Source organism: Microbacterium sp. NPDC060117, from assembly GCF_042729315.1.
Lineage (GTDB): Bacteria > Actinomycetota > Actinomycetes > Actinomycetales > Microbacteriaceae > Microbacterium.
In genome coordinates this window covers 469,775-484,160 of sequence record NZ_JBHWXR010000002.1, presented here as the reverse complement: position 1 = coordinate 484,160, position 14,386 = coordinate 469,775, and the positions used below count along the sequence as shown (strand labels likewise).

The following is a 14,386-nucleotide window of genomic DNA, read 5'->3' as shown; positions in this document are numbered from 1 at the left end:
GCGACGTCGTGGTGTCGTCGCCCCCGAGACGCCTCGGCTAGACTGGGGGCATCCTCAGAAGCAACCTTTAACACCGTCCTGTGAGGCGGAGAAGGGAGCCGGCAGATGAGCGCACGTATCGTGCTGCAGGAAGCCGACATCAGGCGCGCCTTGACGCGCATCGCCCACGAGATCCTCGAATCCAACCGAGGAGCGGAGGATCTGGTCCTCCTGGGCATCCCGACCCGCGGGGTCCCGCTCGCCGAGCGGCTCGCGCTACTGATCACCGAGATCGCGCAGATCGCCGTCCCGGTCGGATCGCTCGACGTGACGCTGTTCCGCGATGATCTCGCGAAGCATCCGACTCGGTCGCCGCACCGCACGGACATCCCCGCCGGCGGGATCGACGGCAAGACCGTCGTGCTCGTCGATGACGTGCTCTTCTCCGGCCGCAGCATCCGCGCGGCTCTCGACGCGCTGCAGTCGATCGGACGCCCGGCCGTGGTCCGCCTCGCGATCCTCGTCGACCGCGGGCACCGCGAACTGCCGATCCGCCCCGACTTCGTCGGCAAGAACATCCCCTCGTCCCGCACGGAGCGGGTCAACGTGCGCCTGCGCGAGGACGACGGCGAGGAGTTCGTCTCGATCGAGGGAGGGGGCGAATGAGGCACCTGCTCGACACGCGCACGCTCGCGCGCGAGGACGCACTGCGGATCCTGGACATCGCCGAGGACATGGCCGACACGCAGTCCCGCGAGGTCAAGAAGCTGCCGACGCTGCGCGGCAAGACCGTGGTGAACCTCTTCTTCGAGGATTCCACGCGCACGCGGATCTCGTTCGAGGCCGCCGCGAAGCGCCTCTCCGCCGACGTGATCAACTTCGCCGCCAAGGGCTCCAGCGTCTCCAAGGGCGAGAGCCTCAAGGACACCGCTCAGACGCTGCAGGCGATCGGCGCGGACGCCGTCGTCGTGCGCCACCCCGCCTCCGGCGCGCCGCGCACCCTCGCGACGAGCGGCTGGATCTCCGCGGGCGTCGTGAACGCCGGAGACGGCACACACGAGCATCCGACGCAGGCTCTGCTCGACGCGTACACGATCCGCAAGCGCCGCTTCGGGGCGGACAGCCGCGGTCGCGACCTCAGCGGCGTGCGCGTGGTCATCGTCGGCGACGTGCTGCACTCCCGGGTCGCACGCTCCAATGTCTGGCTGCTCGCCACGCTCGGAGCGGAGGTCACCCTGGTCACCCCGCCGACGCTGATCCCGCAGGACGTCACCGCCTGGCCGGCACGGGTGCTGTACGACCTCGACACGGCACTGGCCGAGGAGCCGGACGCCGTGATGATGCTGCGCATCCAGCTCGAGCGCATGCACGCGGCCTTCTTCCCGAGCGAGCGCGAGTACACCCGTCGCTGGGGACTCGATGCGGCCCGGCTGCGACGGCTGCCCGACGATACGATCGTGATGCACCCTGGCCCGATGAACCGCGGATTGGAGATCTCCTCCGACGCCGCGGATTCCGCTCGCTCCACCGTGCTGGAGCAGGTCGCCAACGGCGTGTCGGTGCGGATGGCGGCGCTGTATCTGCTGCTGACCGGGGAACGCCCGGAACCGGCCAGGGCGGGGACGACGCCCGGAACCGATGAGTTCGAGATGAATCGAGGAGACCGATGACCGAGAGCCTGCTCTTCCGAGGCGCGAGGATCCTCGGCGCTGATTCCGCGGACATCCTGGTCCAGGACGGCCGGATCGCCGAGGTCGGCTCCGGCCTCTCCGCCGCCGGCGCACGCGTCGTCGACGCGGACGGCCTGGTCGCGCTTCCCGGCCTGGTCGACCTGCACACGCATCTGCGCGAGCCCGGCTTCGAAGCCAGCGAGACCGTGCTGTCCGGCTCCCGCGCGGCCGCCGCCGGCGGCTTCACCGCCGTGTTCGCGATGCCGAACACCTCGCCGGTCGCCGACTCCGCCGGTGTGGTCGAGCAGGAGCTCGCCCTCGGCGAGGCCGCCGGCTACGCCACGGTGCAGCCCATCGGCGCCGTCACCGTCGGGCAGAAGGGGGAGCGGCTCGCCGAACTCGGCGCCATGGCCTCGTCCCGCGCGAACGTCCGCGTCTTCAGCGATGACGGCTTCTGCGTGTGGGATCCGCTCATCATGCGCCGCGCACTCGAGTACGTGAAGGCCTTCGACGGCGTGATCGCGCAGCATGCGCAGGATCCGCGGCTCACCGAAGGGGCTCAGCTCAACGAGGGCGCCGTGTCCGCCGAGCTCGGCCTCGTCGGCTGGCCCGCGGTCGCCGAGGAGTCGATCATCGCGCGCGACATCCTGCTCGCGGAGCACGTCGGATCCCGGCTGCACGTCTGCCACCTGTCCACCGCCGGCTCGGTGGAGCTCATCCGCTGGGCCAAGAAGCGCGGTGTGGCGGTGACGGCAGAGGTCACCCCGCATCATCTGCTGCTGACCGATGAGCTCGCCCGCGGCTACGACGCGCGGTTCAAGGTCAACCCGCCGCTGCGCACCCAGGAGGACGTGCTCGCGGTTCGCGAGGGTCTCGCCGACGGCACGATCGACATCGTCGCCACCGATCACGCCCCGCACCCGAGTGAGGCGAAGGCGTGCGAGTGGCAGGCCGCCGCGAACGGCATGGTCGGTCTCGAGTCCGCGTTGCGGGTCGTGCACCAGGCCATGGTGCAGACCGGGTTGCTGGACTGGACCGACGTCGCCCGCGTCATGAGCTCCGCCCCGGCGCGGATCGGCTCCCTCGCCGGCCACGGCACGCCGATCGCCGCGGGTCAGCCCGCCGAGTTCACGCTCTACGACGCCGCCGCGCAGGGAGTGTTCGCCGAGGCCGACCTGCACGGCCAGAGCACGAACTCGCCGTACCTGGGCCACGACCTGCCGGGCAAGGTGCTCTGGACGGTGCACCGCGGCTACGTGACGCTCGAGGACGGCGTGCTCGCGAACCTCGAGGGGCGCTCGTGAACCAGCAGATCGCCGGCGCGGTCGTCCTCGGCGTCGCCGTGCTGCTCATCCTCGCCGGGGTGTGGGCATGGCGCGCGCGGCTGCGACGCGACTCCGGCCTCACCGCGCCGCTCGGCGTCCCCGAGCACGCCGAGGTCCGGGCCCGCTACGAGACCCTGTACGTCGCGACCACCCGGCACGACCACTCGCTCGAACGCCTCGCGGTACGCCCGCTCGTGTACCGGGCCCGTGGCGAGCTCACCATCACCGACCGCGGCACGGCGCTGAGCCTGGACGGCTCGCCCACTGTGTTCCTCGCGTCGACCCGGCTGATCGGCGCGGACCTCGCGACGGTCACGATCGACCGGGCCGTCGAACCGGGCGGGCTGATCCGCCTCGTCTGGCGCACGGACGACGGCACCGTCGTCGACAGCTACCTCCGCATCACCGGGGACATCGGCAACACGGACGCCTCCGGCGCCGCTCTCGCCGACCTCCAGCGACTCATCAGCTCGCAGTGCCCCGACGCTGCCTCCGAGACAGGAGAATCCGCATGACCCTTTCGCACGACTCCGCCGTACTCGTCCTCGAGGACGGCACACGCCACATCGGGCGCGCCTACGGCGCCCGCGGCACGACTCTCGGCGAGGTTGTCTTCGCCACCGGCATGTCCGGATACCAGGAGACGCTCACCGACCCGTCCTACGCCGGACAGATCGTGCTGCAGACAGCGCCGCACATCGGCAACACCGGGATGAACGACGAGGATCCCGAGTCCCGCCGTATCTGGGTCGCCGGGTACATCGTGCGCGACCCCTCGCGGGTCGTGTCGAACTGGCGCGCGAACGCCTCACTCGATGACACCCTCGTGCGCGACGGGATCGTCGGCATCAGCGGAATCGACACCCGTGCGATCACGCGGCACATCCGCTCCGCCGGATCCATGCGCGGCGGCATCTTCTCCGGTGCGGACGCCGCGCTGGATGCGGATGAGCAGCTGCGCCGTGTGTCCGAGGCGCCCGAGATGGCCGGTCAGAACCTCTCCGCCGCGGTCTCCGTCACCTCCGCACAGGTCACGCCCGCGACGTCGGAGCGGATCGGCAACCTCGCCGTGCTCGACCTCGGCGTCAAGCAGTCCACGCTCGACAACCTCGCCGCCCGCGGGTTCGACGTGCACGTGCTGCCGCAGGCCTCCACGTTCGCCGACATCACCGCGATCGAGCCGGTCGCCGTGTTCTACTCGAACGGCCCCGGCGACCCGTCCGCGTCCGACGCGCAGGTCGCGGTGCTCCGCGAGGTGCTGGACGCGGGTCTGCCGTACTTCGGCATCTGCTTCGGCAACCAGCTGTTCGGCCGGGCCCTGGGGCTCGGCACCTACAAGCTCACGTTCGGCCACCGCGGCATCAACCAGCCGGTGCTCGACAAGGCCACGGGCCGCGTCGAGATCACGGCGCACAACCACGGCTTCGCCGTCGAGGCGCCCATCGAGGGCTCCTTCGACAGCCCCCACGGCTACGGCAAGGTCGAGGTCAGCCACGTCGGCCTCAACGACCAGGTCGTCGAGGGGCTCCGCGCCCTGGACATCCCGGCCTTCTCGGTGCAGTACCACCCCGAGGCCGCGGCCGGTCCCCACGACGCCAACTACCTCTTCGACCGATTCCGCGACGTCGTCGTCGCCCACCTCTCCACGAAGGACAGCAAGTAATGCCCAAGCGCGACGACATCCACTCCGTCCTCGTCATCGGATCCGGTCCGATCGTCATCGGTCAGGCCTGCGAGTTCGACTACTCCGGCACCCAGGCGTGCCGCGTCCTGCGCGAGGACGGCGTCCGCGTCATCCTGGTCAACTCCAACCCGGCCACGATCATGACCGATCCCGACTTCGCGGACGCGACCTACATCGAGCCGATCACCCCCGAGGTCATCGAGACCATCATCGCCAAGGAGAAGCCGGACGCGATCCTGCCCACCCTGGGCGGTCAGACGGCGCTCAACGCCGCCATGGCCCTGCACGAGCGCGGGATCCTGGAGAAGTACGGCGTCGAGCTCATCGGCGCGAAGGTCGACGCGATCCAGAAGGGCGAGGACCGCCAGATCTTCAAGCAGCTCGTCCTCGACGCGGGCGCCGACGTCGCTGCGTCCGTGATCTGCCACACGATGGACGAACTGCTCGAAGGCGCCGAGAAGCTCGGCTACCCACTGGTCGTGCGCCCCTCGTTCACGATGGGTGGACTCGGATCCGGCTTCGCATACGACGAGCAGGATCTGCGCCGCATCGGCGGCGCCGGCCTGCACGACTCGCCGACAACCGAGGTGCTCCTGGAGGAGTCGATCCTCGGCTGGAAGGAGTACGAGCTGGAGCTCATGCGCGACACGGCCGACAACACGGTCGTGGTCTGCTCGATCGAGAACGTCGACCCGGTCGGCGTGCACACCGGCGACTCGATCACGGTCGCCCCGGCCCTCACGCTCACCGACCGCGAGTACCAGAACCTGCGCGACATCGGCATCGACATCATCCGGGCCGTCGGCGTCGACACCGGCGGCTGCAACATCCAGTTCGCGGTGAACCCGGAGAACGGCCGCGTGATCGTCATCGAGATGAACCCGCGCGTGTCCCGCTCCTCGGCGCTCGCGTCGAAGGCGACCGGCTTCCCGATCGCCAAGCTGGCGGCCAAGCTCGCGCTCGGCTACCGGCTCGACGAGATCCCCAACGACATCACGGGTGTCACCCCGGCGAGCTTCGAGCCCACGCTCGACTACGTCGTGGTCAAGGCGCCGCGGTTCGCGTTCGAGAAATTCCCGGCGGCGGACGCCACGCTCACCACGACCATGAAGTCGGTCGGCGAGGCCATGGCGATCGGCCGCAACTACACGACGGCACTGCAGAAGGCGCTCCGGTCGCTGGAGAAGCGCGGGTCCTCGTTCCACTGGGGTCACGAGCCCCGCTCGGTCGAGGAACTGCTCGAGGTCTCGAAGACCCCGACCGACGGCCGGATCGTGGTGCTGCAGCAGGCGCTGCGCAAGGGCGCCACGATCGAGCAGGCCTTCGATGCCACCGCGATCGACCCCTGGTTCATCGACCAGATGGTGCTCATCAACGAGGTCGCAGAGCAGATCCGCACGGCGCCCGAGCTCGATTCCGACACGATCCGGCTCGGCAAGGACCACGGCTTCTCCGACGCGCAGTTCGCCGAGCTCCGCGGTCTCACCGAGGCCGAGGTGCGCGGAGTCCGGCACGCACTAGGGATCCGCCCGGTCTACAAGACGGTCGACACCTGTGCAGGCGAGTTCCCCGCGCTCACGCCGTACCACTACTCCAGCTACGACAGCGAGACCGAGGTCACGCCGTCCGAGCGCACCAAGGTCGTCATCATCGGATCCGGCCCGAACCGCATCGGCCAGGGCGTGGAGTTCGACTACTCCTGCGTGCACGCCTCGTTCGCGCTCTCCGACGCCGGTTTCGAGACCGTCATGGTCAACTGCAACCCGGAGACGGTGTCCACCGACTACGACACCTCGGACCGGCTCTACTTCGAGCCCCTCACGCTCGAGGACGTGCTCGAGGTCCTGCACGCCGAGGCGCAGTCCGGCGAGATCCTCGGGGTCGTCTGCCAGCTCGGCGGGCAGACTCCGCTGGGCCTCGCCAAGGGCATCGAGGCCGCCGGCTACACGGTGCTCGGCACGAGCCCCGAGGCGATCGACCTCGCCGAAGAGCGCGAGCTGTTCTCGCGCCTGCTCGACGACGCCGGCCTCGTCGCCCCGCGCAACGGTACGGCGATCGACGTGGACGGCGCGGTCGCGGTGGCCGAGGAGATCGGTTACCCGGTGCTGGTGCGCCCGAGCTTCGTGCTGGGCGGGCGCGGCATGGAGATCGTCTACGACACTCCGGCGCTGCGCGACTACTTCGTCCGCACTGCGGGCGAGGTCATCATCGAGGAGGGCAAGCCGCTGCTCGTGGACCGCTTCCTCGACGATGCGATCGAGATCGATGTGGACGCGCTGTACGACGGCACCGAGCTCTACATCGGCGGCGTCATGGAGCACCTGGAGGAGGCCGGGATCCACTCCGGCGACTCGAGCTGCACGCTGCCTCCGGTCTCGCTCGGACGCACCGACATCGACCGGGTGCGCGAGGCCACGCTCGCGATCGCCGAGGGCGTGGGTGTGCGGGGCCTGCTGAACGTGCAGTTCGCGATCAGCGCCGGCGTGCTCTACGTCATCGAGGCGAACCCGCGCGCGAGCCGGACCGTGCCCTTCGTGTCGAAGGCGCTGGGCATCCCGCTGGCCAAGGCAGCGAGCCGCATCCTGTCCGGCACCACCATCGCCGCGCTCAAGGACGAGGGCCTGCTGCCCGAGAACGACGGATCCCGCGTTCCGCTCGGCTCGCCCGTCTCCGTCAAGGAGGCCGTGCTGCCCTTCAAGCGGTTCCGCACCGCGGACGGACGCATCGTCGACTCCGTGCTCGGCCCGGAGATGCGCTCGACCGGAGAGGTCATGGGCATCGACCGCGACTTCCCGACCGCGTTCGCGAAGAGCCAGGCCGCGGCCTACGGCGGGACCCCGACGTCCGGCACGGTCTTCATCTCGGTCGCCGACGCCGACAAGCGCGCCGTGATCCTGCCCGCGCACCGGTTGCACCAGCTCGGATTCACGATCGTGGCCACGGCCGGCACGGCCGAGATCCTCTCCCGCAACGGCATCCCGGTGACCGTGGTGGAGAAGTACAGCGAGACGCAGGAGAGCGGCGAGACGAACATCGTCGACCTGATCGACCAGGGCGCCATCGACATCATCGTGAACACGCCCTCCGGCGGCGCCGCGCGCGCCGACGGCTATGAGATCCGCGCGGCCGCCGTCGCCGCGGACAAGGCGCTGTTCACCACGATCGCGACGCTCGGCGCCGCCGTCAGCGGCATGGATGCAGCGGACAAGGGCTTCGAGGTGCGCAGCCTGCAGGAGTACGCGATCGATCGGGCGACGTCCCGATGAGCATCGGGTTCGGCGAGCGGACGAGGGCGGCGCTGGCGGCATACGGGCCGCTCTGCGTCGGCATCGATCCGCACGCGGCGCTGCTGGACGACTGGGGCCTGGCGCAGGGCGCCGCAGGGGTGCGCGAGTTCGGCCTGCGCACCGTCGACGCCGCAGCCGGCCGGGTGGCCGCCGTCAAGCCCCAGGTCTCGTTCTTCGAACGCTTCGGTTCGGCCGGGATCGCCGCGCTCGAGAACGTGATGGCGGCCGCCGCAGCGGCGGGCCTGCTCGTCATCGCCGACGCCAAGCGCGGCGACATCGGCACCACGATGGACGCCTACGCGGCCGCCTGGTTCACGCCGGGATCGCCGCTCGAGTGCGATGCCCTCACAGTCAACCCGTACCTCGGCGTGGGTGTCCTGGACGGCACGTTCGACCTGGCGGCCCGCCACGGCAAGGGCACGCTGGTGCTGGCCGCGACCAGCAACCCGGATGCGGCGCGGCTGCAGCGCGCCATCGATGCGGACGGTCGCACGGTCTCCGCCGCGGTCATCGACGCCGTGTCGCGCCGCAACGCCGCCGACACGCCAGCGGGCGAATGGGGGAGCAACGGCTTCGTCGTCGGCGCCACGGTGAACTGGTCCGAGGCGGGGATCGCCGCCTTCCAGCCGCCGGCGCCGATCCTCGCGCCCGGTTTCGGCGCGCAGGGCGCGACACCCGCGGATCTGCGAACGAGATTCGGTACGCTGGCAGATAACGTCCTGGCTTCCGAAAGCCGGAGCATCCTGTCCGCCGGTCCGGACCGGATCGCAGCGACGATCGAAGAGCGCGCCGCGCGCTACCAGGAGGTCATTGGTGGTTGAACCGGCAGGGCGCGCAGTGCCCGAGGTCGATCGCGTCGCCGCCGCTCGCCGAGCGGTGGAGCGCCGCCGTGCACGAGCATCGCTGAAGCGCGATCTGACCATGCGGGTGGTCGCACCGCAGGACGTGCTGGCCGCCGCCGCAGCCGACCCGCAGTCCACTGCGGGGACGCTGCGCGTGCCGGACTTCCTGACCGCCTTGCCCGCGATCGGCGCGGGCAAGCGCGATCGCATCCTCGCCGACCTGCAGATCTCCCCGGTCAAGCGGCTCGGAGGACTCGGCTCCCGGCAGCAGCAGGCGCTGCATCGCTGGGTCGACGCCCGTTTCCCGCAGGCGGCGCCTCGCGCAGGCCGCAGCCGCCTCCTGGTCCTCGCCGGCCCCACCGCGGTGGGCAAGGGCACGGTCGCCGCGCACATCCGCGAGAACCACCCCGAGATCCTCCTGTCCGTCTCCGCGACCACGCGCGCGCCGCGCCCGGGCGAGCAAGACGGCGTGCACTACTTCTTCGTCGACGACGCCGAGTTCGATCGCATGATCGCCGCGGACGAGCTTCTCGAGCACGCCACCGTGCACAACCGGTTCCGCTACGGCACTCCGCGGGGGCCCATCGACGCGGCCCTCGCCGAGGGCAAGACCGTGCTGCTGGAGATCGATCTGCAGGGCGCCCGGCAGGTGCGGGCCGCGGATCCGTCTGCGAATCTCGTGTTCCTGCTGCCGCCGTCGTGGGACGAGCTCGTGCAACGCCTGGTCGGGCGCGGCACCGAAGACGCAGAGGAGCGGGCCCGGCGCCTGCGCACGGCGAAGGTCGAATTGGCGTCGCAGTCCGAGTTCGATTACCGCGTCGTGAACGAGGACGTCGCCACCGCCGCCCGCGAGGTCGTAGAATTGTCCTCGGCGTCTGCGCGCTGACCGGTCCCTGAGGCTCTCGAGGGCGCGCGCCCGTATTCTTCGCGACACGCGTCGCAGAACATCCCACCAACAGGAGGTCCACCATGGCCGGACACAACAACGGCATCATCGACCCGCCCATCGACAACCTGCTCGACCGCGTCGAGTCCAAGTACGAGCTGGTCATCTACGCGTCCAAGCGGGCCCGTCAGATCAACGACTACTACTCCGACCTGCACGAGGGCAACCTGTTCGACAACGTGGGCCCGCTGGTCGACTCCTCGGTCGAGGACAAGCCGCTGACCATCGCGCTGCACGAGATCAACGAGGACAAGCTCCGCATCCGTCACGCGGAGTGAGCTGATCCACCGCCGGCATTAGGCAAGGGAGCCGCCGTCATCCCCTCCGAGGATGTCGGCGGCTCCGTCCATACTGGGCTCGGGCTCATCCGCCCGACGCCACGGGCGCACTCCGCCCGGCACACCAAGGGAGCACCGATGAGCGCGCTGCGTCTGTTCACCTCCGAGTCCGTCACCGAGGGACACCCGGACAAGATCTGCGACCAGATCTCCGATTCGATCCTGGACGGCCTGCTCGCGGTGGACACCGGATCCCGCGTCGCCGTGGAGACGCTCGTGACGACCGGCCTCGTGCACGTCGCCGGCGAGATCCGCACCTCCGGCTACGTCGACATCCCGACGATCGTGCGCGACGTCGTCAACGGCATCGGGTACACCTCGAGCGACACCGGGTTCGACGGCTCGTCGTGCGGTGTCAGCGTCTCGGTGGGGGAGCAGTCGGCCGACATCGCGAGCGGTGTCGACCAGGCCCGTGAGCATCGCGAGGGCGGATCCTCCGACCCCCGCGATCTTCTGGGTGCCGGCGACCAGGGCATCATGTTCGGCTTCGCCACCACGGAGACCCCGCAGCTCATGCCGATGGCAGCATGGACCGCGCACCGACTCGCGGAGCGGCTCACCGAGGTGCGCCGCGACGGCACGCTGCCGTTCCTCCGCCCCGACGGCAAGACGCAGGTCACCCTCGGCTACGACGGCTTCACCCCCAAGACGGTCGACGCGGTGGTGCTCTCCACGCAGCACAACCCGGAGATCTCGCAGGACGAGCTCAAGGAGCTGGTCCGCACTCACGTGATCGACCCGGTGCTCGCCACGACCGGTCTCGACCTCGACGACGTCACGCACTACATCAACCCGGCGGGACCCTTCGTGACCGGCGGCCCGAAGGGCGATGCGGGACTGACGGGGCGCAAGATCATCATCGACACCTATGGCGGCGCGGCCCGGCACGGCGGCGGCGCCTTCAGCGGCAAGGACCCGTCCAAGGTCGACCGCTCGGGCGCCTACGCCATGCGCTGGGTCGCCAAGAACGCCGTCGCCGCGGGCCTCGCCGACCGGCTGGAGGTGCAGGTCGCGTACGCGATCGGCGTGGCACAGCCCGTCGGGCTCTACGTCGAGACCTTCGGCACCGGCAAGGTCGACGACGAGACCATCACCCGCGCGATCCGCGAGGTGTTCGATCTGCGCCCGCAGGCGATCATCGAGGAGCTGGACCTGCTGCGTCCGATCTACGCCGCCACCGCCGCATACGGCCACTTCGGTCGCGAGCTGCCGACGTTCACCTGGGAGCAGACCACGCGCGCCGAGGACCTGCGTCGCGCCGCCGGTCTCTGACCCGGCGCCGAACCTCAAGGCCCGTTCGTGCCACGGCCGATCGCCCGCGTGCTGCTGGACTCGCCGGTCCCGCAGCTGGACCGGCTGTTCGACTACGCCATCCCGGCAGAGCTGATCGACGACGCGCTGCCCGGAGTCCGAGTGCGGGTACCGCTGCGCTCCGCGGGACGGGTCATCGACGCCTACGTGGTCGACGTGGACACGGAGGACGACGACGCGCGGACACTGGCGGAGCTCGACTCCGTGGTCTCCCGCGCACAGGTGCTGCCGGAGCGGCTCTGCACGCTCGCCCGCCGTGTGGCCGATCGCGCCGCGGGCAGCGCCTCGGACGTGCTCCGGCTGATCGTGCCCAAGCGTCAGGTCAGGGTGGAGAAGGCCTGGCTGGCCGCAGGTTCGGGGACGGATCCTGTCGCGGGCGCGGATGCGGACAGCGATATCGCCGCCTCCGGCGCTGCGGCGGCGGAAGCCGTATCCGAGACCATCGCGCAGTACGCGGGCCTCGCCGACGTGCTCGCGGAGTCGGCACGGGCGGCCGTGGAGGCGATTCCGCGCCTGGCCTCCGACGGCCTGCCGGAGTGGACCCGGCTGATGGCCGCCGCGGCCGCCGACACGCTCGCCGGGGGCGCCTCGGCGATCCTGGTCGTACCCGACTATCGCGACCTCGACCTGCTCCTCGCCGCTCTCGATGTGCTCGCGCCCGATGCCCCGGTCGCCCGGCTGGACTCCCGGCAGACGAACCCCGACCGCTACCGCGCGTACCTGCGCACTCTCGAGGATGCGCCCTGCATCGTGGTCGGCAACCGATCCGCCGTATACGCGCCGGCGCGCGCGGGCCTGGTGGCGCTCTGGGATGACGGCGACGGCCTGCTCGCCGAGCCCCTCGCCCCCGGTGCGCATCCCCGCGACGTGGCGCTGCTGCGCCAGGAACAGGAGAGGTCGGCCCTGCTGTTCGCGGGGCACACCCGCACGACCGATGTGGAGCGCCTGGTCGAGACCGGATGGATCCGGCCGATCACGGCCGCGAAGCGGCAGCTGCCGCGCGTGGTGCTGGACTCGACGGAGGATCTGGACCGCCGCGGGCAGCGCCTGCCGTCCCGCGCCTTCCTGACCGCACGGGACGCGGCGGCGACCGGGCCCGTGCTGCTGCAGGTCGCCCGGCCGGGGTTCTCTCCGACGCTGGTGTGCGCGTCGTGCCGCGCTCCCGCCCGCTGCCGCGCCTGCGGGGGACCGCTCGGCGCCGCCCATCGCGGGGCGACCCCGGTGTGCGCCTGGTGCGGACGCGGGGCGCGGCTCTGGGCCTGCAGCTCCTGCGGCGGGGAGAAGGTGCGCCTCGCGGCCTCTGGCAGCGAACGGACGGCAGAGGAGCTGGGACGGGCATTCCCCGGCATCCGGGTCATCGTCGCGGACGGCAACCATCCGGTGGAGCGCGTCGACGCCAGGCCGGCCCTGGTCGTCGCGACCCGCGGTGCGGAGCCGCTGGCCGAGGGCGGCTACCGCGCGGTCGTGCTGCTCGACGGCTCCCGCATGCTGCAGGCACCGGAACTGCGGATCGGGGAGTCCTGCCTGCGCTGGTGGTCGAACGCGGCGGCCCTCGCCGCCCCCGGCGCACCCGTCCACCTCGTCGGCGTCGACGGCGCAGTGGCGCGTGCCCTCGCCACCTGGTCCCAGGCCTCGTACGCGCGTTCCGAGCTCGCCGAGCGCGCGCCCCTGCGCATGCCGCCGTCGGTGCGCGTCGCCCAGCTCGAGGGCACCGGGGCGGGCATCCGACGCGCTCTCGACGACATCGCCGCGCTCCAGCTGCCGCCCGACGCCGTGCTCGGCCCGGTACCGATCGAAGGCGACGACGACGGCCGCGAACGGGCGCTCGTGCGCTTCCCCTACGCCGAGGGCGCGCGCGTGGCCGGCACGCTCCGCGCCGCCGTCGTCGCAGAGGCGATGGGGCGTCGACGAGCCCGCGGTCGCACCCCACGGACTACGCTCTCGGTGAGGCTGGACGTCATCGAACCCGATCTCTAGCCCCGGAATCGCCCGTTCGTCTCGAACATCCCGCAGCACCTTCGAAGGACCCCCATGCGCCTCGTCTTCGCCGGAACACCGGCAGCCGCCGTGCCCACCCTCCGCCGCCTCGCGGCCGAGCATGAGATCGTCGCGGTCGTGACCCGCCCGGACGCGCCGCTCGGGCGCAAGCGGATCCTCACGGCCTCGCCGGTCGCCCAGGTCGCCGGCGAACTCGGGATCCCCGTCATCAAGGCCGCGCGTCTGGACGAGGAGGCGACCGGGCGCATCTCCGCGCTGCGACCCGAGCTCGGTGTGATCGTCGCCTATGGCGGACTCGTGCGCGAACCACTGCTGAGCACGCCCGATCATGGCTGGATCAACCTGCACTTCTCGCTGCTGCCCGCCTGGCGCGGAGCCGCTCCTGTGCAGCGTGCGCTCATCGCGGGCGATGCGGAGCTGGGCGCCACCGTGTTCCAGCTCGTGGCCGCGCTCGACGCGGGAGACGTGCACGCGATGCGGGCGTACCCGGTGGCGGACGACGCCACCGCGGATGACGCGCTCGCCTCCCTCGCCGTCGACGGCGCCGGGCTCACGGCGGAGGCCGTCGCGGCGATCTCCGAAGGCACCGCCCGCCCCGTGCCGCAGCACGGGGACCCCACGCATGCCGCGAAGCTCGGTCTCGATGACGGCCGGTTGGACTGGGCCGAATCCGCGGATGCGGTGTTCGACCGCTACCGCGGCGTCACCAGCGAACCGGGCGCGCATACGACGATCGACGGCGCGCCGCTCAAAGTGCGTGAGCTCGCACGGGCTCAGGACGCGGATCCGCTTCCGCCCGGCGCGCTGCACGGGGTCAAGGGCGGTGTGCTCGTCGGCACCGCCACCGCACCGTTGCTGCTCGTACGCGTGCAGCCGGCCGGGAAGGCCGCCATGGCCGCCGCCGACTGGTTCCGCGGCCTGCGGGTCGATGATGGCGCGACCGTGCGGTTCGACGTGACGTCGCAGACCGAGGGGAGCGCGGCACGGTGAGCGCGCAGGGACGGCA

At 71.1% G+C, this 14,386-nt stretch carries 12 protein-coding genes; all 12 read left to right on the top strand.

What is annotated here, in order from left to right; translation table 11 throughout:
• Positions 1 to 105: 105 nt before the first annotated feature.
• A complete protein-coding gene (gene pyrR, locus ACFWCK_RS08470) occupies positions 106 to 645 on the top strand; it encodes a bifunctional pyr operon transcriptional regulator/uracil phosphoribosyltransferase PyrR (protein WP_378805435.1) in 540 nt (179 codons plus the stop codon).
• The gene (locus ACFWCK_RS08465; protein WP_233309507.1) at positions 642 to 1,649 is read left to right on the top strand and encodes an aspartate carbamoyltransferase catalytic subunit; all 1,008 of its coding nucleotides are present in this window, start codon (positions 642 to 644) and stop codon (positions 1,647 to 1,649) included. The genes pyrR and ACFWCK_RS08465 overlap by 4 nt, the downstream gene beginning before the upstream one ends.
• A complete protein-coding gene (locus ACFWCK_RS08460; protein WP_233309506.1) occupies positions 1,646 to 2,953 on the top strand; it encodes a dihydroorotase in 1,308 nt (435 codons plus the stop codon). Before ACFWCK_RS08465 ends, ACFWCK_RS08460 begins: the two co-directional genes overlap by 4 nt.
• Entirely contained in the window at positions 2,950 to 3,489 is a 540-nt protein-coding gene (locus tag ACFWCK_RS08455) for a hypothetical protein (RefSeq protein ID WP_378805434.1), read from the top strand. The genes ACFWCK_RS08460 and ACFWCK_RS08455 overlap by 4 nt, the downstream gene beginning before the upstream one ends.
• On the top strand, positions 3,486 to 4,637 hold the full coding sequence (gene carA / locus ACFWCK_RS08450) for a glutamine-hydrolyzing carbamoyl-phosphate synthase small subunit (RefSeq protein ID WP_378805433.1): 1,152 nt from the start codon (positions 3,486 to 3,488) through the stop codon (positions 4,635 to 4,637). The genes ACFWCK_RS08455 and carA overlap by 4 nt, the downstream gene beginning before the upstream one ends.
• The gene (gene carB / locus ACFWCK_RS08445) at positions 4,637 to 7,924 is read left to right on the top strand and encodes a carbamoyl-phosphate synthase large subunit (protein ID WP_378805432.1); all 3,288 of its coding nucleotides are present in this window, start codon (positions 4,637 to 4,639) and stop codon (positions 7,922 to 7,924) included. Before carA ends, carB begins: the two co-directional genes overlap by 1 nt.
• Positions 7,921 to 8,766, top strand: a complete 846-nt coding sequence (pyrF, locus tag ACFWCK_RS08440) for an orotidine-5'-phosphate decarboxylase (RefSeq protein WP_378805431.1) — start codon at positions 7,921 to 7,923, stop codon at positions 8,764 to 8,766. Before carB ends, pyrF begins: the two co-directional genes overlap by 4 nt.
• On the top strand, positions 8,759 to 9,673 hold the full coding sequence (gene gmk / locus ACFWCK_RS08435) for a guanylate kinase (protein ID WP_378805430.1): 915 nt from the start codon (positions 8,759 to 8,761) through the stop codon (positions 9,671 to 9,673). The genes pyrF and gmk overlap by 8 nt, the downstream gene beginning before the upstream one ends.
• An 83-nt stretch (positions 9,674 to 9,756) precedes the next feature.
• Positions 9,757 to 10,011, top strand: a complete 255-nt coding sequence (rpoZ, locus tag ACFWCK_RS08430; RefSeq protein WP_045273081.1) for a DNA-directed RNA polymerase subunit omega — start codon at positions 9,757 to 9,759, stop codon at positions 10,009 to 10,011.
• A 138-nt stretch (positions 10,012 to 10,149) separates the two neighbouring features.
• Complete coding sequence (gene metK / locus ACFWCK_RS08425) at positions 10,150 to 11,343, top strand: methionine adenosyltransferase (RefSeq protein WP_378805429.1); 1,194 nt, start codon at positions 10,150 to 10,152, stop codon at positions 11,341 to 11,343.
• Between the two features lie 27 nt (positions 11,344 to 11,370).
• The gene (locus ACFWCK_RS08420) at positions 11,371 to 13,359 is read left to right on the top strand and encodes a primosomal protein N' (RefSeq protein WP_378805428.1); all 1,989 of its coding nucleotides are present in this window, start codon (positions 11,371 to 11,373) and stop codon (positions 13,357 to 13,359) included.
• A gap of 54 nt (positions 13,360 to 13,413) precedes the next feature.
• Positions 13,414 to 14,370 (top strand): methionyl-tRNA formyltransferase, encoded by a 957-nt coding sequence (gene fmt, locus ACFWCK_RS08415; RefSeq protein WP_378805427.1) that lies wholly within the window; start codon positions 13,414 to 13,416, stop codon positions 14,368 to 14,370.
• Positions 14,371 to 14,386: the final 16 nt, after the last annotated feature.

Bases quoted from the DNA above. Each gene is read 5' to 3' on its own strand.
- fmt (WP_378805427.1), top strand. From the start codon at position 13,414: ATGCGCCTCGTCTTCGCCGGAACACCGGCAGCCGCCGTGCCCACCCTC.
- pyrR (WP_378805435.1), top strand. From the start codon at position 106: ATGAGCGCACGTATCGTGCTGCAGGAAGCCGACATCAGGCGCGCCTTG.
- metK (WP_378805429.1), top strand. From the start codon at position 10,150: ATGAGCGCGCTGCGTCTGTTCACCTCCGAGTCCGTCACCGAGGGACAC.
- carB (WP_378805432.1), top strand. From the start codon at position 4,637: ATGCCCAAGCGCGACGACATCCACTCCGTCCTCGTCATCGGATCCGGT.
- pyrF (WP_378805431.1), top strand. From the start codon at position 7,921: ATGAGCATCGGGTTCGGCGAGCGGACGAGGGCGGCGCTGGCGGCATAC.
- ACFWCK_RS08460 (WP_233309506.1), top strand. From the start codon at position 1,646: ATGACCGAGAGCCTGCTCTTCCGAGGCGCGAGGATCCTCGGCGCTGAT.
- rpoZ (WP_045273081.1), top strand. From the start codon at position 9,757: ATGGCCGGACACAACAACGGCATCATCGACCCGCCCATCGACAACCTG.
- carA (WP_378805433.1), top strand. From the start codon at position 3,486: ATGACCCTTTCGCACGACTCCGCCGTACTCGTCCTCGAGGACGGCACA.
- ACFWCK_RS08465 (WP_233309507.1), top strand. From the start codon at position 642: ATGAGGCACCTGCTCGACACGCGCACGCTCGCGCGCGAGGACGCACTG.